Raw genomic sequence first — 18,118 nt, 5'->3', positions numbered from 1 at the left:
GGATATGGGCGCCGATTTCGGAGCCTTTTTCGACCACGACCACAGCCAGATCAGGGTCGATCTGCTTGAGCCGGATCGCCGCCGAAAGCCCGGAGGGACCCCCGCCCACCACCACAACGTCATAGTCCATCGCCTCGCGCGGCTCGATACCGATTTCGCTCATCTTGCTCCCCTCGGCGCCGCTCGGGCGCCCAAGCCTTCGTCAGGGCGATTAATAAGGCGCCGCGCGGCCCTGTCTATTGTCGAAACAGTTAATCGCAACCCGTACAGTTCATATATGAACTATTGCGCGGAGGGAAGCGGAAAGCTAGAAACATTCATGCCCACCAACGCCGCTCCGGACCCTGACAATCTAGCCGCGCTGCTGCGGTGGTATCTCGACATGGGCGTCGATTGTCCTATCGCCGAACAGCCGCTCGACCGTTTCGCGCTGTCGGCGCGCGCACAACTTGAGCAAAAGTCCGATCCCGCGCCAACGGCCCCGGCTGATTCCAGCCGGCAGCCGCCTGCGCCCGCGCCTGCGGAAAAGCGCGCGCCGCCGAGACCCGCGCCGGCCGCCTCAGGCATGGCGCTCGCGGCGCTGTCGCAGGACGCTGCGCTCGGAAGCGCCCGCGAACAGGCGTCGAGCGCCGGCACATTGGCGCAATTGCGCGAAAAACTCGCAGGCTTCGACGGCTGCGCGCTCAAGCATTCCGCGACCAATCTGGTTTTCTCCGATGGCGCGGAAAATGCGAAAATAATGCTGGTCGGCGAAGGGCCGGGCGCCGACGAGGATCGCATTGGAAGGCCCTTTGTCGGCCGGGCGGGACAATTGCTCGACAAGATGCTTGCCGCCATCGGCCTCGACCGGTCGCTGGTCTATATCGCCAATGTCGTGCCCTGGCGCCCGCCCGGCAATCGCACCCCGACGCCGCAGGAACTGGCTTTGTGCCTGCCGTTCATCCGCCGCCAGATCGAACTGGTCGCCCCCGATTTTCTGGTCCTGCTCGGCGCCTCCGCCGCCCAGACCCTGTTACAGGAAAAAGAAGGCATAATGCGGCTGCGCGGCCATTGGCGCGAGGTCGAATTCGGCGGCCGGAAGATTCGCGCGCTGCCGATGCTGCATCCGGCCTATCTGTTGCGCGCGCCGCTCAAAAAGGCGCAGGCGTGGCGCGATCTGCGGACGCTCAGGGCCGCCATCGACGAGGCCGCAGGGTGAGCGCGCATTTCGAGCTGGAACGCGCGCTGATCGCGCAGGGCCTGTGGCCGGTCGCCGGCGTCGACGAGGTCGGGCGGGGTCCGCTGGCTGGTCCGGTCTGCGTCGCGGCGGTTATTCTCGACCCGGACGACCTGCCGAGCGGCCTCGACGATTCGAAAAAACTGTCGGCGTCGCGGCGCGAGGCGCTCAGCGTCGAGATTTTCGCACGCGCCCTGGCGGTGTCGGTGGCGCTGGCGCCGGCGTCGGAAATCGACGCGGTAAATATAAGGCAGGCGACGCTCAATGCCATGGCGCGGGCGGCGCGGGCGCTGGCTTTGGCGCCGCAATTCCTGCTGGTGGACGGCAGGGATATGCCGGACGCGCCCTGTCCGGGGCGGGCCGTGATCAAGGGCGACGCCGCCAGCCTGTCGATCGCCGCCGCCTCGATCGTCGCCAAGGTGGCGCGCGACCGGCTGATGGCACGGCTCGACGGCCTGCATCCCGGTTATGGATTCGCCGTCCACGCGGGCTATCCCACGGCGGCGCATCGCGCGGCGCTGCAAAAGCTCGGTCCGTGCCGCGAACATCGCCGCAGCTATGCGCCGGTCCGGCTGCTCGTCAGCCCCTGACGCAAGGTGCGTCCGGTACTTTATTAACAATTCAGGCTATGCGCGCGGAGCTTTTCCTTCACCGCTTGTTAACTCTTGTTCTGTCTCCAAGGCGACGTTGGGTAATTATTAGCATTCATTAAGCCTTACGTGCGGAAAAGGGACATATCCTCGCGCCTTGGCTAAACCTCTTCTTTACCGCGTTGCGGGTAGTTTGTTTTTGTCAGTCGGTCGCGTTCGGTTTTGAGTTCATGAGTATGTTTCGCGCCGGGTCGGCCGGCTCCAAAGTCCAGAAACTGGTTTCGCGTACTGGACCAGGGCCGGCCAGCCGTCCGGAAACGGACGGCAAGGCCCGTTTGGCGCAAATCGTTCTGCCCCTTGATAAAATCCTGACAGGGGACTGTGTCGAGGCGATGCGCGCGCTGCCGGAAGCCAGCGTCGATCTGGTTTTCGCCGATCCGCCCTATAATCTCCAGCTCGAAGGCGGCCTGACCCGGCCCGATCAGTCGCAGGTCGATGCGGTCGATGACGACTGGGACAAGTTCGCCTCTTTCGCCGATTACGACCGCTTCACCCGCTATTGGCTCACGGCGGCGCGCCGCGCGATGAAGCCCGACGCTACGATTTTCGTCATCGGCTCCTATCATAATATATTCCGCGTCGGCGCGATTCTGCAGGATCTCGGCTTCTGGATTCTCAACGACATTGTCTGGCGCAAGGCCAATCCCATGCCCAATTTCCGGGGCCGGCGCTTCACCAATGCGCACGAGACCTTGATCTGGGCGTCGAAAAGCGCGAGCGCCAAAAACTATACGTTCAATTACGAAGCCTTGAAGGCCGGCAACGAGGACCGCCAGATGCGTTCCGACTGGTTCTTTCCGATCTGCACGGGAGCGGAAAGGCTCAAGGACGAGGCGGGCCGCAAGACCCATCCGACGCAAAAGCCGGAAGCCTTGCTGGCGCGAATCCTGATGGCGGCGTCCAGACCCGGCGATGTCGTACTCGATCCGTTTTTCGGCTCCGGCACGACCGGGGCCGTGGCGAAAAAGCTCGGCCGCCATTTCATTGGCTGCGAGCGCGACCCGATCTATATCGAGGCGGCGCGGGCCCGCATCGCCGCTACCGGGCCCATCCACGGCGGGGCCTTCAGCACGCCGCCCGGCAAAAGGCAGGAGACGCGCGTCGCCTTCGCCAGTCTCGTCGAGGCGGCGATGATCGCGCCGGGGACCCTGCTGTTCGACGAAAAGCGCCGCCACCAGGCGATGGTGCGCGCCGACGGCGCCCTTGCGCTTGGCGACATCGTCGGCTCGATCCACAAGATCGGCGCGCTGGCGCAAGGCCTGCCGGCCTGCAACGGGTGGACTTTCTGGCATTTCGACTGCGAAGGCGAAAGGATCTGCATCGACGACCTGCGCGGCCAATACCGCGAAATCGCGAAAACCTGCCAAGGGGCCTGAGGGAGCGAGGCCGATCCTCGCGCCACGTTGTCGCCGGACTTTTCCGCGAATAGACTGGGGGAAATCAAGTCGAGGCCCCAATGATCCGCGCCGCCCTCCGCCTGTCGCCTCTCTTTCTCGCCCTGGCCCTGCCTGCGGCGGCGGCAGACCTGCCTTATTTTGCCGGCGGCGACCCGCCGCCGCTGATAACGAAAAATCAGGCCGAGGCCGAGGCGCAGAAAAATCCCTGGACCGGCCTCGTCATGGGCGCGCAAACTTTCGCTGTTTCCGGCATGGGGCGCGGAACCCATGGCGGCTTCGGCGGCGGCGGCTATCTCGGCTATAACAGGGAGTTCGACAATAATATCGTGGTCGGCGTATCGGCCAGCGCCGGCTACCTTCCCGGTCTCTATAGCTATGGTCCGCGCCGCTATAATTACGGCATGGCCAATGTCAATGTCGGTTATGACATGGGCCGTTTCATGCCCTATGTCACCTTCGGCGTCGGTCTGGCCAATGCGACCAATAGCTTGAACCGGTCGCCGGGCGGGTTCGATTCGCTCGACAATCTGTTCAACCGCGGCGCGCAATCGATCACCTTGACCACCATCGGCGCCGGCTTCAATTACGCCGTCACCGATCATCTGGCGGTCGGCGTCCAGGTCAACGCCGTGCAGCAGCATGGCGGCGGCTATGGCGGCCCGGTCCCGCAGCCCGGTTGGGCGGGGATTCCCTGAGCCGGCGCCTTTCGTCGCCGCGCCAGTCCGCCTATAAGGCGATATGATCCCTGTCCATCATCCCCGCGTCATCGACATTCACAGCCTCGCCGAGCGCCTGCGCGCAGGCGACCGCGCCTCGCTGGCGCGCGCCATTACCCTCGTCGAGAGCCGCAAGCCGGAGCATAAGGCGCTGGCGCGGCAACTCATCCAGAACCTGCTGCCGTTCACCGGCAAAGCCATGCGCGTCGGCATTACCGGCGTGCCCGGCGTCGGCAAATCGACCACCATCGACACGCTCGGCGCCAATCTCGTCGCCGCCGGCCACAAAATCGCGGTGCTTGCGGTCGATCCTTCTTCGAGCCGCACGGGCGGCTCGATCCTTGGCGACAAGACGCGCATGGCGCGGCTCGCGGCCGAGCGCAACGCCTTCATCCGTCCCTCGCCCGCTTCCGGAACGCTCGGCGGCGTGGCTGCGAAAACCCGCGAGAGCATGTTGTTGTGCGAGGCGGCGGGGTTCGACGTAATTCTGGTCGAGACCGTCGGCATCGGACAATCCGAGACCTCGGTCGCCGACATGACCGATTTCTTTCTCGTGCTGATGCTGCCGGGCGCGGGCGATGAATTGCAGGGCATCAAAAAGGGCGTGCTCGAACTCGCCGACATGATCGCCGTCAACAAGTCGGAAGGCGAGGGCCGCAACCGCGCGGTCAGGGCAGCCGGCGAATATCGCGCGGCCCTGCACATCATGCAGCAGCCCTCGGTCAACTGGTCGCCGCCGGTGATGCTGATTTCCGGTCTCGACAATATCGGGCTCAACGAGATGTGGGAGCAGGTCAACGAGCATCGCCGGCGTTTCGAGGCTTCCGGCGAAGGGGCCAAAAAACGCCGCGAACAGCAGGTGAAATGGATGTGGACCCTGCTGGAGGATTATTTCTTCTTCCGCCTGCGCTCCAACCCCGCCGCGAAAGCCCTGTTGCCGGAACTTGAGCGCCGCGTGGCGGAGGGCGTGCTGTCGCCGACCGTCGCGGTGGAAAAGATCGCCGCCGCCATCGGCCTCTAAGACCAATGGCGCGCAAGTCGCTGCTCGTCGCCGGCTTTGGCGCTTTTCCCGGGCACGCGGTCAATCCGGCGCAGATCGTTGCAGAAAAACTTCGCCGACGCCAACGGGCCTTCGCCCTCGCCGGAATCGACCTGCATGTCGCGGTGCTGCCGGTCGAACATGACGCTTTGTCGCCAAAACTCTCCCGCCTGTTCGCCGAAACCTCGCCCGACGCCGTGCTGCTGCTCGGCGTGGCCGGGCGGCGCAAAAAGCTTTCCGTCGAAACGTTGGCGCGCAACCGCGTGACGATTTTGCGGCCTGACGCGGCAAAAACCCTCGCCTGGAGCCGTTTCATCGTCCATGGCGCGCCGGATTTGCTGCGCAGCCCCTGCGAAGCCGCGCGGCTTGCCGCTGTGGCGCGAAAAAGCGGCGTCGCGGCGGCGCCATCGCGGGACGCCGGCGATTATCTGTGCAATGAGAGTTTTTTCCTGTCGCTGCTGATGGATCGGCGCGCCTGTTTCATTCATCTGCCGGATTGGCGCGGGGCGCCCCTGAACCGTGCGGCGCGCGCCATCGAGAACATGGCGAAAGCGCTGGCTTTGGCCTGAATTTTTTGCCAATTTGGCCCCTGGAGAAACAACAAGATGGACCTCTCGCCCTCGCTGGCCGGCCTGATCGAGATCGTCTGGCTTGATTTTCTCCTGTCCGGCGACAATGCCGTGATGCTGGCGCTCGCCACCCGCGCGCTGCCGCACGCGCTGCGGCGGCCCGGCGTTTTGCTCGGCGCTGCGCTGTTCATCTTGCTGCGCATTGTTTTCGCCTATGCGTTGCTGGCTTACGCGGGCCTCGCCGGGGCAGGGCTGGCTGGCGCGGCGCTGTTGATCTGGGCGGCCTTGGCTCTGACGACTCGCGGCGAAGTCGCGCCGCCGAAAGCGCCGCGCCGCAGCCTTTCGGCGGTCCTGCTCGCCTGTCTGGCGATGGATGCGCCGCTGGCCTTGCAGAACATGGTCGCGGTCCAGGCGGCGGCGCAGGGCTCGCGGCCTCTGGTCCAGATTGGCCTCGCCCTGTCGATTCCGCTGCTTGCGCTGGGTTCCGCGCCGTTCATCGCGGGGCTGCGCAAGCCGCCCTTGCTCTGGGCGGGGGTGGGGCTGTTGGGCTGGCTCGCCGGGCGGTTGGCGGCGGGCGACCCGCTGGTTCTGGCGAGTCCCTTGCCGCCGGCGCTGTTGGCCGAACTCGCGCCGCCGGTCGGCGCCCTTTCGGCCATTCTGGCGGCCTATGTTTTTTCGCGCGGAAAGCGCATCAATGGGCCGAAACCAAAACCGGAAGAGGGGAGGGAAAGATGATTTTTTCTCGCAAGCGCCTTTGGGGCGCCGCCGCGCTCGCGGGCTGGATGTTCGCCGGCGCGGCCTTGGCCGCCGACATCAAGGTCTCCGGGCCCTGGTCGCGCGCCACCGTGCGCGGGGCCAGCGTCGGGGTGGGCTTTTTGACCGTCGCCAATACCGGCAAGGAGCCGGACACGCTGCTCGGCGGAACCACGCCTTCGGCCGAGAAAGTCGAGCTTCATGAAACCCGGGCCGAGGGCGGCGTGATGACCATGCGCGCCCTGCCGGAGGGAATCGCGATCAAGCCGGGCGCGACTCTGGTTCTGAAGCCGGGCTCCTATCATCTGATGCTGGTCGGTCTCAAAGCGGTTCTTTTGCCCGGCGAAATCGTCCATCTGACCCTGAATTTCGCCAAGGCCGGGCCGATCGCCGTCGATCTGCCGGTCGAAAGTTTCGGCGCGAGCGGACCCACGGCGGAGCCGCCGCAAATATCCTATTGAGCGCCAACAGGGATGGCTGACGCCGAGGCGAATCATTTTTTCTGGCGCCTGATTCCGTTGGGGCGGTGGCGGCTGGCCTGGACGTCGTTGCGCCGCCGGCGGGTGCGGATGGTCGGCGCGGCGGAGGCTGGCCGGTTTCATCCGCTGCCGCCGGAGCAGCCCTATCCGAGGCGCAGGCCGCGCATCGAGAAGGCGCCGCCAGAATTTTTCATGGACTGGCTCTGGACGAACCCGCCTTCGCCGCCGGCGGGCGGAATGGTCTCGCTTGAGCGAATCTGCTCGGTGTCCGGAGGCGTCCTTCTGACCGAACAGGGACAAATCATTGCCGAAAGCCTCTCGAACACCGAGGATGCGGAAGAATTCAAGCCTTTCCGGAGACTGAGCGGCGGCGGCCTGACCATTCGTTGCTCGCCGCTGACCCCGATCCGGGTTCTGTCCGGCGACTACATTTATCTGCGCCAGTTCTTCGACGGCAATTATGGCCATTGGCTGATCGATCTGTTGCCGCGCATCGCCATAGCCGCGCAGTTTTCCGATCTGTCGCGATGTAAAATCGTCGTCACCGACAAGACCGGCGGCATGGGTCGGATTTATCGCGACAGCCTGGCGCTGTTCGGGATCGAGCCGGAGCAGATCGTCGAAATCCGCCGCCGGCCGGTGTTTTTCGAGCGGCTGCATTATCCGCTGCCGGTGTCGCGCCACCCCTGGGTCAAATCGCCGCGCGCCATCGAAATTCTGGAGGGCCTGCCCGAAAAGCTCGGGGCGACCCGCGACGGGCCGAAGCGGCTTTATGTCACCCGGAATTCCGGCAAAAAACGCCGTTTGACCAATGAAGAGGACATCCTGGCCTTGCTGAGGCCGTTGGGTTTCGTCCTCGTCGATCCGGGCAAATTATCCTTCGCCGATCAGGTGCGGACCTTCGCCGGAGCCGAACAAATCGTCGGCAATTGTGGCGCGGGCCTGACCAATCTGGTGTTTTCGAGGCGCGGGGTAAGCGTTTTCGCACTCACCACGCCCTTCATGCTGGACGATTTCTTTTGGGATCTGACCGATCTGAAACTGGGCCGCTTCTTTTCCCTGCACGGCGTAGCCAATGAGCCGGCGAAGGGATCGAAATCGGATTTTTCCATCGATCTGGCGGCGTTCAAACCCATGCTGGCGGAATTTCTGGGCGAAGGGGCCCTGGCGATTGCGGATTGACGCCGGCAGGCATTGTTTTCGCTGTTCACACGTATGAGAAACCTGCTCAACGCCCCTTCCGCCGTGAGGCTCCGCGCAAACAAATTGACCGGCATTTTCCTGGGCGAGGACGCCTATTGCGACTGCTGGCTTCGACTGACCGATGGAAGGTCACGAGTCCGGGGTGGATTTCCGTACCAGACTTTGCACCCCAAAAGCCAATAATAACAGCATGTTTTAGCTGATTCGATATTCTTTATTTTTGCAAGCCTAGACGATCCAATGCAGCTCGATGGCGCCTGACTGCACAAGCCTGCGATTGGCAAAAATCGATAAGAAATTTATTTTCTGGCAATTGTGTTTTGCAAGACAATCCGCCATCCTAACCAAGAGGAATGCGAGCGGCCAAGGTGACTGGGGGGTCAGCATGGGTCATGTTCTGGGAATTTCCGCTTATTATCATGACTCTGCGGCGGCGATCGTATGTGACGGGCGAATTGTGGCGGCAGCGCAGGAGGAGCGCTTCTCGCGCAAACGGCACGATCCCCGATTTCCAAGGCACGCGATCAACTATTGCCTCGGCGAGGCCTTCATCGATCCGTCGGAACTCGACGCCGTCGTTTTCTATGACAATCCAATGCTCACGCTCGACCGGGTCGTCAAGAACGCGGCCGCCGTCGCGCCGGCGGGACGCGAGCACTTCGTCGCCGCCTGCCGGGGCATGCTGGGCGCCAAGGCGCGGCTGCGCGAGGACCTCGAGGCGACGTTGGGAGAGGCGCCGCGCCTCATGCTCACGCCGCATCATCTGTCGCACGCGGCGAGTTGCTTCTATCCCTCGCCCTTTGCCGAGGCGGCGATCCTTACCATAGACGGCGTCGGTGAGTGGGCGACCTGCTCCATCGGCCATGGCTCGGGCGCCTCGATCGAATTGCTGCGGGAGACGCGCTATCCGCATTCGCTGGGGCTGCTCTACAGCGCCTTCACGGCTTATTGCGGCTTCAAGGTCAATTCGGGCGAATACAAGCTGATGGGCCTTGCTCCCTACGGCGAGCCGAAATATGCCAAGCTCATTCGCGACCGGTTGATCGACGTCAAGGAGGACGGCTCCTTTCGGCTCGACACCAGTTATTTCGGCTTTCTCGACTCCGGAGCGATGACCAATGAACGGTTCGACGCCTTGTTCGGCGGTCCGGCGCGCGCGCGCGAGTCGGAGATTACGCGCCGGGAAATGGATCTGGCCGCCTCGGTTCAACTTGTGACCGAGGAGATCGTGCTGAAGCTCGCCGCCCAGGCCAGAAAGCTTACGGGGTCTAGATACCTGGCCATGGCCGGCGGCGTGGCGCTCAATTGCGTGGCCAATGGCCGCGTCCACCGCGAGTCCGGTTTCGATGGCCTGTTCGTCCAGCCGGCGGCGGGCGACGCCGGCGGCGCCCTCGGCGCGGCTCTGCTGGTCTCGCACCGGACTTTCCGAGCGCCGCGCGTGATCGATCGCGACGATTCCCTTTCGGGCAGCCTGCTCGGGCCGCGGTTCGCCCCGCGCGACGTGGCGGCCATTCTCGACCGGCAGGACTGGCCGAGCCAATCCGAGCCCGATCCGGACGAGAGGGCGCGCGTCGTCGCCCGCGCGCTCGCCGATGGCAAGGTGGTAGGCTGGTTTTCCGGCCGCATGGAGTTCGGGCCCCGGGCGCTTGGCGCGCGTTCCATTCTCGGCGACCCGCGCCGCCCCGACATGCAGAGCGCGATGAACCTCAAGGTGAAATTCCGCGAGAGCTTCCGTCCCTTCGCGCCGGCGGTGCTGGCGGAACGCGCGGCCGACTATTTCGAAATCGAAGGCGAAAGCCCTTATATGCTGCTGGTCGCGCCGGTGAAATCGGAGCGTTGCTTGCCGGCGGAGCCCCTCGCGGAGGATAGCGACGACATGCTGCCCGTCATCAACCGGGCGCGCAGCGACATTCCCGCCGTCACCCATGTCGATTACAGCGCGCGGGTGCAGACGGTGGACGCCGAACGCAATCCGGATTTCGCCCGCGTCCTGTTGGCTTTTGAGGCGTTGACCGGATGCGCCGTCCTGGTCAACACGTCCTTCAACGTGCGCGGCGAGCCGATCGTCTGCACGCCGCAGGACGCCTATCGCTGCTTCATGCGCACCGACATCGACCTGCTGGTGATCGAGGACCGACTCTTGTGGAAGCACCAGCAGCCGGCCTGGAGCGAAAACGAGGATTGGAGGCTTGCGCATGAACTCGATTGAAAAGGCGCCGGAAACGGCGGCGGATCGCCTTGCCCGCGCCCTGTTCGACACCGTTCTCGTCCCGGCGGCGGAAGCGCGTCGCGCCGAACACAGGGCGGAATTTTTCCCGCTCGCGCCCGATCCCGCCGCCGCCAGCTATTTCGAGAATCTTGACAGGGGGGCACGGGGCGAAACGGATTTTCCCGGCGGCGGCGAGGTTGAGGGACTGATAAACGCACTCGCTGATTATTGGCGGGCGCAGGGCGAGGCGGGACTGGTGGCGCTGGCTCCCGGGCTGAAATCCCTGGCCCGTGCGCTCGGCGAGGAGGGCGCCGAAGGCGACGGCTCCGTCGATCCTTACTGCTACACGATGTTCTGAGGGGGAAGCAGGATGCAAGAGCGTGAAGGCGGCAATGCAGCGAGCGCGGCGGCGTTGGCGACTGGATGCTCGCTGGTTGAGGCGGTCGAGCAGGACATCTGGACCTGGCTCAATGAATTCGTGACCGTCAACAACACCTTTTACGCCGGGAAATTCCCTCCCTGTCCCTATGCCCGCGGCGCCATACTCGCAAGCGAGGTGGATGTCAGCGTCTATCGCAAGGGCGACATACGCGCCTTCATCCGCGAGAAGACTCTTGAATTGCGGGATGACGGCAAACTATCGACGCGGGTAATGGCCTTTCCACCGCGTGTGCAGTTTCAATGGGGCATGACCGATTTCATCGAAACGCTCAACGCCGAAGTCATCCCGGACAATCTCTTCCTCAACACCGGCGTCACCAAGACCATGTCCAGCCGTTATCCGGGCTCCCGCGCCGGCGATTGTTATTTCATCGTGGTCGCCAACCGCGTCGGCGCCGTGATGGCGGGCTCCGATGCGCTTAAAAAAACCGACTATTATTCCAATTGGCCGCGCGACCAATATGAACTCGTGGTCGAGCGCCGCGCGCGCATGGTCGAACTCTATCGAGCGAAATAGCCTTCGGCATGTGGCAATCCCATCTCAGCTATCACCCCAGGATAGGATATACCTACAGCCCCAATTTCCGGGGGCGCCTGCCGCATGAAAGCGGCGGCTATCTGGTCCGCGCCAACGCCGCCGGCTTTCGCTGCGAACATGAATTCGAACCGGAGCGCGCGCCGGGAGCATTTCGCGCGCTGCTGTTCGGCGACTCGCAGACGGCGGGTCTCGGCGTCGGCAATCGCCATCGCTATGGCGATCTGCTCGAACGGGCGATTCCGGGTCTCGAAATTTTCAATTTCGCTATAGACGGGGTTGGGGTCGATCAGGAATATCTGGCCTATCTGGAGCATAGCGGGATCGCGCACGATCTCGTCGTCATCGGCCTCTATGTCGAGGACGTGTCCCGCGTTTCTAGCCAGCACCTCCGCTTCAACGACGAGGCCGGCAGGGAAATCTACTACGCCAAGCCATTTTACCGCCTGGACGGAGGTGGCCTGACGCTCGCCAATGTTCCGGTTCCAAAACGACCCTTCACCAGGGATATGCTGCCCCAGGATCCGCGCGCGGGGATGGAAGCAGGCGGATTCCTCGCCAGGGCGCGGACCGCCCTCCACGCCATGGCGCCGGATCCGCGTCTGCGCCGGGCGATCACCGGCTTCGGGCTGGGCGATCTGATCCGGAAGGCGGCTGGCGAGCAGCGCGCGCCCGGATATGAATCGCCCGACAATCCGGGCTGGCGTCTGCTGGCGGAAATCCTGAAAAACTGGATTTTTCGCAGCGGGACTCCCGTGTTGCTGATGCCGATTCCCATGTGGGCCTTCGTCGAAGAAGCCGCCGACCCCGCGCCCTACCAGACCCGCTATCGCGAGTTCGCAATTGCAACGCGATGCCATCTGCATGACCCATTGCCCGATCTGCTGAGCCTTCCGCTCGCCGAGCGGCGCAAATTGTTCTTTGCGCGCGACCGCCATTTGACGCCGCTGGGCCATCGGGTCATGGCGGACTCGCTCCAGCCTGCCATTGCCGACATTATCCGGCAGGGCGCGATCCGACAGGGCGCGGTTCTTGCCGCCACTGCTGAGGATCGGACTTGAACGCGGCCACGCCGGGCCTGATCGTCAGGTAAAAATGAGACGATAAATCGCGGTTTACGAGCGAAATCACGGGTTGTTTGACCAAGGATCGACGCAGTTGGCGCAGGATCGTCAAAGCCGCCCCAACCCGGCGTTGGCCGCCGCCAGAACCTCTGCAAAACGCTCCGACAATAAAAAAGCAAGCTCCGTCTCGCGCGATTGGGTGACGGGATCGAGCCGCGCCAGTTCTTCATCGACATGGCCGGGGTGGCACATGATCAGCGGTCTTGTTCCCGGCGACCGGAGGAAAGAGACGAAATCGGCGGCGTAATCGCCTTGCGGATCGAAATCGGAAAAGCCGGAAAAGCCGTCGTTGAGGACAAAACCCGCCGCCCGCGCCTTTGCCCGAAAGCCCCGCGCGAGAGCGGCGACGGTCAAGGCCTTGCCCCAGTGCTTTCCGCGCGAAAAAATGCGCCTCGGGCGGTCGGCGCTGTCGCGCAGCCAGATTTTGCCGGCGAGATTTCTGCGCGAAAGCTCGGCGATGAGATCCTCGGCGATCCCCGGCAGGACATGGACATGCTGGTGGCCATCGACAAAATCCGGCGGCGCGCCATGGGCGTCCTCGAAAGCGTCGATCTGGCGGCGCAATTCGTCGCGAATTTCCGCGCGGGGCAGGCCGCCGCGCCAGGCGGCTGGGACGATTGCATTCATCGCCGGAAAGGCGCCGCCGGGCGCGAAACCCGGCATCTCGCCCAAGGGGGCGCCGAGGGTGAGATTGAAATGCAGGCCGAGATCGGCTTGCGGCGCCAGCGCGCGAAAATCGCGCGCGGCTTGCGGCCAATGGCCTTGCGTGGTCATGGCCGAGGTCGCAGTCAGCCGCCCGGCGGCCAGCGCCTGCAAAATCCCGTCGCTGACGGCCGGCGAAAGCCCGAAATCGTCGGCGCAGAGCGCGAAAGTCGTTTTATGCGGCATCGAGCCTTTGCTTTGCGCGTTTTCGCGCCATGGCCTGGATGGCGCCTTGGGAAATCCGCAAAGCCGATCTTAAAACCTTCTTCGGCATTTTAGGCAAGGATGCGGTTAAAACCCGCTGGCGCGAATGGAAATGAAAATGGCAGACGATCGAGGCGCGCAAGCGCCCGAACTTTCGGTGATCGTGCCGGTTTTCAACGAATATGAAAACCTGCGCCCCTTGCTCGACCGGCTGATCCCGGCCCTGGCTTGCGTGAAAAGCTTTGAAATCCTGTTCATCGACGACGGCTCGCGCGACGCGACGCTGGCGGTGTTGCGGGAAATCAACCGGGCCGATCCGAGGGTGCGGGCACTATCGTTTTCGCGCAATTTCGGCAAGGAAGTCGCCATCGCCGCCGGGGTTGACGCGGCGCGCGGGCGCGGCGCGGTGATCATGGACGCCGATCTTCAGCATCCGCCGGAAGCCATTGCCGATTTCGTCGCCAAATGGCGCGACGGGTACCAGAATATTTTCGGCATCCGGCAAAGGCGCGACACCGATTCGCCGGCGCGGGCCTGGCTCTCCCATAAATTCTACCGGCTGTTCGGCGCGCTCGGCGAGATCGAACTGCCGGAGGGCGCCGGCGATTTCCGCCTGCTCGACCGCGCGGCGCTCGACGCGCTGCGGTCGTTGCGCGAGCGGGCGCGGTTCAGCAAGGGCCTTTACGCCTGGATCGGCTTCAAATCGATCGGCGTGCCCTTCGAGGTGGCGGAACGCCATTTGGGCGTGTCGAAGTTTTCCTATCGCAAGCTGACCCGTTTCGCTTTCGACGGCATCGTCTCCTTCACCACCGTGCCGCTCAGGGCCTGGACCTATATCGGCACGGTCATCGCGGCTATCGCGCTGCTTTCCGCCGTCTATTTCGTGCTGGAGGCGCTGGTGATCGGGGTCTCCGCGCCGGGCTTCGCCTCGCTGATCGTCTCGATCATGTTTTTCGCCGGTGTGCAGATGATTTCGCTCGGCGTGCTCGGCGAATATCTCGGCCGCGTCTTTGCCGAGGTCAAGGGAAGGCCGCTCTATCTCGTCGCCGAACGCATCGGCGAAGCGCTGGAAGGGAACGGCATGGCCAAATCTTGAAGGAGGGCGCGCAGCAAGGCTTGAACGAGCGCTTGAGCTCAAATCTTGACCCGGTTGCGGGGCCATGCCTTAACCCGTAAGACTCCAAACCATCGGCACGAAATGTTCAAGAACTTTCTTTCGGTCAGCGGTTTCACCCTGCTGTCGCGCCTGACCGGATTCTTGCGCGATGTGATGCTGAGCGGCATGGTCGGAGCCGGACTGCTCGGCGACGCCTTCGCCGTGGCCAGCCGCCTGCCCAATCATTTCCGCGCGATTTTCGGAGAGGGAGCGTTCAACGCCGCCTATGTCCCGACCTATCTGCGCGTCTATGAACAATCCGACGTCGAGGCGGCGCGCCATTTCGCCAATCAGATATTCACCCTGCTGCTGATTTCTCAGTTGGTCCTGCTGGCGCTCGGCTGGCTGTTCATGCCGGGCTTCGTCCAGCTGATGGCGCCGGGTTTTGCCGCCGATCCTGAAAAGTTCAACCTCGCGGTCAGCCTGACGCGCATCACCTTCCCCTATCTGTTTTTCATTACGCTCGTCACCATGCATTCGGCGACGCTCAACGCCCATGGCCAATTCGCCGTCGCCGCCTTCGCGCCGGTGCTGCTGAATCTCTTCACCATGGGCTTTCTCGGCCTCGCCTTCCTGTTCCCCAACGCGGCCTATGCGGCGGCGGCGGGCGTCGTCATTTCGGGCCTCGCGCAGTTGGCCTTGCTGATGTTCGCTGCGCGCCGCGCCGGTTTGATGGAGAAAATCGCCCGGCCGCGTCTTGACGCCAATGTGCGCGCCTTTTTCCGCATGTTCGGCCCTGCGGTGATCGGCTCGTCGGGCCTTCAGATCGCCATGTTCGCCGATACGATCATCGGCTCGCTGCTGGCGACCGGAGGCCTGGCGTCGATCTATTACGCCGAGCGGCTCTATCAATTGCCGATCGGTCTCGTCGGCGTGGCGGCGGGCACGGTGTTGCTGCCGATGATGAGCCGCTGTTTCGCCCGCGAGGACTGGGAAGGCGCCTTTATTGCGCAAAACCGCACCATCGCCCTGACCGTCGCCCTGACCGCGCCTTTCGTCATCGCCTTCCTGGTCATTCCCGAGGCGATCGTCGGCGCGCTGTTCCAGCATGGCGCCTTTCACGCCGCCGATACGCTGGCGACGGCGGCGGTGTTGCGCGCCTATGGCGTCGGCCTGCTGGCGATGGTGGCGATCAATGCGCTGCGCTCCGGCTCTCAGGCGATGGGCGACACCAAGACGCCGATGCTGGTGTCGCTCGGCGCGCTGGCGATCAATCTGCTGCTGAAAATCCTGCTCTACCAGCCGCTCGGCGCGGTCGGCATCGCGCTGGCGACTTCCGCCAACGCCTGGATCAATCTCGCCGCGCTGATTTTTCTCGGCCTGCGCCGCTATCTGTTCCAGCCCGACGAGACCCTCAAGAGCGTCATTCTGGCGGCGGCGACGGCGGCCGTAGTGCTGGCCAATGTCGCGCTGCTGCTGCAAGCGCCCTTTGCAGCGCTGGCCGGGCGCCTCGGCCTTGTCGGCAACCTGCTTGCACTGGCCGGTCTTGGGCTCGCCGGCCTGATCGTCTATGGCGGCGCGATGGTTTTGGGCTGCAAGGCGCTTGGCGTCGATCCCCAAAGACTCGGGCTGGGGCGGCTGATGCGAAAGAAAAAAGACTGATGCGCAAAGCCCGTCGCCAAAGGGAATCGCGAAGGGCGGGCGACCAGCCGTTCGATGCGCCAGCCGGAGCCATTTCTGATGTGATGGATGAGAAAAAAGTTATAAGTTATTATTTTTAATCGTTTTATTAGCTAGTGTAACTCTTCGCTTCAGGCAAGGTGGGTTCAGCTTCGCTTGATGCCGCTTCAGCGAAGATCGACAACCGCGCCGGGACGGTCGGCCAGATCCTGCTTCGGCTTTTCGCCTTCGGCGCGGCGCGGGGCGGCGCCCTTCATCAGCACTTCGATCGACGCCAGCGCCTCGGCGGATTTCTTCGACAATTGCTCGCGCCGGCGCGGCGCCTGTCCGCCCGAAGCCGTGGTCAACAACGCCACCGGCCCCGTTTCGGCGTCGAGCGACAGGCCCGGCAGGGGTTTCAGATCGACGCCGCTATGGGCGAATTGCATGATGTCGTGCCAGGTCATGGCGGGAAGCGTGCCGCCGGTCATTTTTTCCATCGGCTGGCTGTCGTCGTTGCCATACCAGACGATGCCGACGAAATTGCCCGTATAGCCGCAGAACCACGCGTCCTTGTATTCATTGGTGGTGCCGGTCTTGCCGGCGACCTTGATCCCGTCGAGCGCCGCGCGGCGCCCTGTGCCCTGTTCCACCACCTGCGTCATCATCCAGACCAGATCGTTGATGAAACGCGGCTCCACCGCCTGCGGCGGCGAGTCGCCGTCGCGGTCGTGGCTGTAAATCAGGTCGCCCCGGCTGTTGAGGATTTCGAGCGCCGCATAGGGCTTGACGCGCCGGCCGCCATTGGCGAAAGCGGCATAGCCGGTGGCCTGATCCATCACGCTGACCTCGTCGGCGCCCAGCGGCAGCGACTGCGTGTCGGGCAGCGGCGCGGCGAGGCCGAGGCGGCGCGCGGTCTCGATGATCTTGGCGCGCCCGCGTTTGGCTTCGCCGTCGCCCACCGCCACCGACAGGCGCACCGCCACCGTATTGAGCGAACGGGCCAGAGCGTTCCACATCGGCATCGACCCGGCATAGGAGCCGCCGTAATTTTTCGGGCACCAGTTGCCGAGGCAGATTGGCGCATCGACGACGGTGGTGGTCGGCTTGAATTTGCCGCTCATCAGCGCGGTCAGATAGACATAGGGCTTGAACGACGAGCCGGGCTGGCGCAGCGCGTCGGTGGCGCGGTTGAACTGGCTGACGCCATAATCGCGCCCGCCGACCATGGCGCGCACCGCGCCGAGCGGCTCCAGCACGATCGACGCGCCCTGGCTGGCGTGAAAGGTCGGGCCGCTCTGGCGCAGCATCGAATCGATGGTTGTCTCGGCCTGTTTCTGCAGGCTGGAATCGAGCGCCGTGCGCACGGTGAAGACGCGATCCGGGCCGAGCTTGCCTGATTCGGACAAGGTCTTGATTTCGTTGAAGGCCCAGTCGAGATACCAATCGGGCGTGGTGGATTCGGCGCTGCGGTCGACCGGCGACGCGGGATTGCGCCGGGCTTCGGCGATCTGGTTGTCGCGCAGGTAGCCGGCGGCCACCATATTGTCGAGCACGTCGTTGGCGCGGGCGCGGGCGGCGGGAAGATTGACGTGCGGCGCGAATTTGGTCGGCGCCTTGAACAGGCCGGCGAGCATGGCGGCCTGCGCCAGGGTCACGTCCTTGACCGAGCGTCCGAAATAGAATTGCGACGCCGCCTGAATGCCGAAAGCGCCGCCGCCCATATAGGCGCGGTCGAGATAGAGCTGGAGAATCTGTTTCTTGGTCAAATGGCTTTCGAGCCAGAACGACAGGAACGCCTCGTTGATTTTCCGCGTGAGCGTGCGCTCGTTGGACAGGAACAGGTTTTTCGCCAATTGCTGGGTCAGGGTCGAGCCGCCCTGCACCACGCCGGAGGAGCGGGCGTTGACCGTCAGCGCCCGCGCCAGCCCGACCGGATCGACGCCCCAATGGTCGAAAAAGCGCCGGTCTTCGGTGGCAAGCACCGCCTGCACGACATAATCGGGATATTGGTCGAGCGTCACCGCGTCGTCGTGCAGGATGCCGCGCCGCCCGACCTCGACGCCATAGCGGTCCTGAAAGGTCACGGCGAGATCGGCTTTCTTGAGCCAGTCGCCGGCGCCGGT

Annotated in this window: 18 protein-coding genes; 15 read left to right on the top strand and 3 right to left on the bottom strand. The window is 64.0% G+C overall.

The window, feature by feature from the left end:
* Positions 1-163, bottom strand: a 163-nt coding sequence (locus QZY01_RS09600) for an FAD-dependent oxidoreductase (protein WP_294536375.1), incomplete at its 3' end; no start/stop codon positions are given.
* Positions 164-319: 156 nt separating this feature from the next.
* Between QZY01_RS09600 and QZY01_RS09595 the strand changes: the two genes are divergently transcribed.
* The 13 genes from QZY01_RS09595 (at position 320) to QZY01_RS09535 (ending at position 12,268) form a co-directional block, all read left to right on the top strand.
* Complete coding sequence (locus QZY01_RS09595; RefSeq protein WP_294536373.1) at positions 320-1,198, top strand: uracil-DNA glycosylase; 879 nt, start codon at positions 320-322, stop codon at positions 1,196-1,198.
* The gene (locus tag QZY01_RS09590) at positions 1,195-1,806 is read left to right on the top strand and encodes a ribonuclease HII (RefSeq protein WP_294536371.1); all 612 of its coding nucleotides are present in this window, start codon (positions 1,195-1,197) and stop codon (positions 1,804-1,806) included. The genes QZY01_RS09595 and QZY01_RS09590 overlap by 4 nt, the downstream gene beginning before the upstream one ends.
* Before the next feature lie 230 nt (positions 1,807-2,036).
* A complete protein-coding gene (locus tag QZY01_RS09585) occupies positions 2,037-3,242 on the top strand; it encodes a site-specific DNA-methyltransferase (RefSeq protein ID WP_294536370.1) in 1,206 nt (401 codons plus the stop codon).
* An 80-nt stretch (positions 3,243-3,322) separates the two neighbouring features.
* Positions 3,323-3,958 (top strand): outer membrane beta-barrel protein, encoded by a 636-nt coding sequence (locus QZY01_RS09580; RefSeq protein ID WP_294536368.1) that lies wholly within the window; start codon positions 3,323-3,325, stop codon positions 3,956-3,958.
* Positions 3,959-4,001: 43 nt separating this feature from the next.
* The gene (gene meaB / locus QZY01_RS09575) at positions 4,002-5,000 is read left to right on the top strand and encodes a methylmalonyl Co-A mutase-associated GTPase MeaB (RefSeq protein ID WP_294536366.1); all 999 of its coding nucleotides are present in this window, start codon (positions 4,002-4,004) and stop codon (positions 4,998-5,000) included.
* A gap of 5 nt (positions 5,001-5,005) precedes the next feature.
* Complete coding sequence (locus QZY01_RS09570; RefSeq protein WP_294536364.1) at positions 5,006-5,587, top strand: pyroglutamyl-peptidase I; 582 nt, start codon at positions 5,006-5,008, stop codon at positions 5,585-5,587.
* 36 nt (positions 5,588-5,623) lie between these two features.
* Positions 5,624-6,322, top strand: coding sequence for a TerC family protein (locus tag QZY01_RS09565; RefSeq protein ID WP_294536363.1), 699 nt, complete (start codon positions 5,624-5,626; stop codon positions 6,320-6,322).
* A complete protein-coding gene (locus QZY01_RS09560) occupies positions 6,319-6,801 on the top strand; it encodes a copper chaperone PCu(A)C (protein WP_294536361.1) in 483 nt (160 codons plus the stop codon). Before QZY01_RS09565 ends, QZY01_RS09560 begins: the two co-directional genes overlap by 4 nt.
* Before the next feature lie 12 nt (positions 6,802-6,813).
* Entirely contained in the window at positions 6,814-8,001 is a 1,188-nt protein-coding gene (locus QZY01_RS09555; RefSeq protein ID WP_294536359.1) for a glycosyltransferase family 61 protein, read from the top strand.
* 406 nt (positions 8,002-8,407) lie between these two features.
* A complete protein-coding gene (locus QZY01_RS09550) occupies positions 8,408-10,231 on the top strand; it encodes a carbamoyltransferase (protein WP_294536357.1) in 1,824 nt (607 codons plus the stop codon).
* The gene (locus QZY01_RS09545) at positions 10,218-10,589 is read left to right on the top strand and encodes a hypothetical protein (RefSeq protein WP_294536355.1); all 372 of its coding nucleotides are present in this window, start codon (positions 10,218-10,220) and stop codon (positions 10,587-10,589) included. Before QZY01_RS09550 ends, QZY01_RS09545 begins: the two co-directional genes overlap by 14 nt.
* Positions 10,590-10,601: 12 nt before the next feature.
* Complete coding sequence (locus tag QZY01_RS09540; protein ID WP_294536353.1) at positions 10,602-11,189, top strand: hypothetical protein; 588 nt, start codon at positions 10,602-10,604, stop codon at positions 11,187-11,189.
* A gap of 8 nt (positions 11,190-11,197) precedes the next feature.
* A complete protein-coding gene (locus QZY01_RS09535; RefSeq protein WP_294536351.1) occupies positions 11,198-12,268 on the top strand; it encodes a hypothetical protein in 1,071 nt (356 codons plus the stop codon).
* Between the two features lie 111 nt (positions 12,269-12,379).
* Here QZY01_RS09535 and QZY01_RS09530 read toward each other — a convergent pair whose 3' ends face one another.
* The gene (locus QZY01_RS09530) at positions 12,380-13,219 is read right to left on the bottom strand and encodes a ChbG/HpnK family deacetylase (protein ID WP_294536349.1); all 840 of its coding nucleotides are present in this window, start codon (positions 13,217-13,219) and stop codon (positions 12,380-12,382) included.
* Positions 13,220-13,355: 136 nt separating this feature from the next.
* Here QZY01_RS09530 and QZY01_RS09525 point away from each other — a divergent pair, with 136 nt between their 5' ends.
* Together QZY01_RS09525 and murJ are read left to right on the top strand one after the other, a co-directional pair.
* Positions 13,356-14,333 (top strand): glycosyltransferase family 2 protein, encoded by a 978-nt coding sequence (locus tag QZY01_RS09525; RefSeq protein WP_294536347.1) that lies wholly within the window; start codon positions 13,356-13,358, stop codon positions 14,331-14,333.
* Positions 14,334-14,435: 102 nt separating this feature from the next.
* The gene (murJ, locus tag QZY01_RS09520; protein ID WP_294536345.1) at positions 14,436-15,995 is read left to right on the top strand and encodes a murein biosynthesis integral membrane protein MurJ; all 1,560 of its coding nucleotides are present in this window, start codon (positions 14,436-14,438) and stop codon (positions 15,993-15,995) included.
* A 185-nt stretch (positions 15,996-16,180) separates the two neighbouring features.
* Here the strand turns inward: murJ and QZY01_RS09515 are convergent.
* On the bottom strand, positions 16,181-18,118 hold a 1,938-nt coding region (locus QZY01_RS09515; RefSeq protein WP_294536343.1), incomplete at its 5' end, for a PBP1A family penicillin-binding protein.

The organism is uncultured Rhodoblastus sp., assembly GCF_903903185.1.
In the GTDB taxonomy this organism is placed as follows: Bacteria; Pseudomonadota; Alphaproteobacteria; order Rhizobiales; family Beijerinckiaceae; genus Rhodoblastus.
Note: the sequence above shows the minus strand (reverse complement) of the source record. Positions and strands in the feature narration are given on the sequence as shown.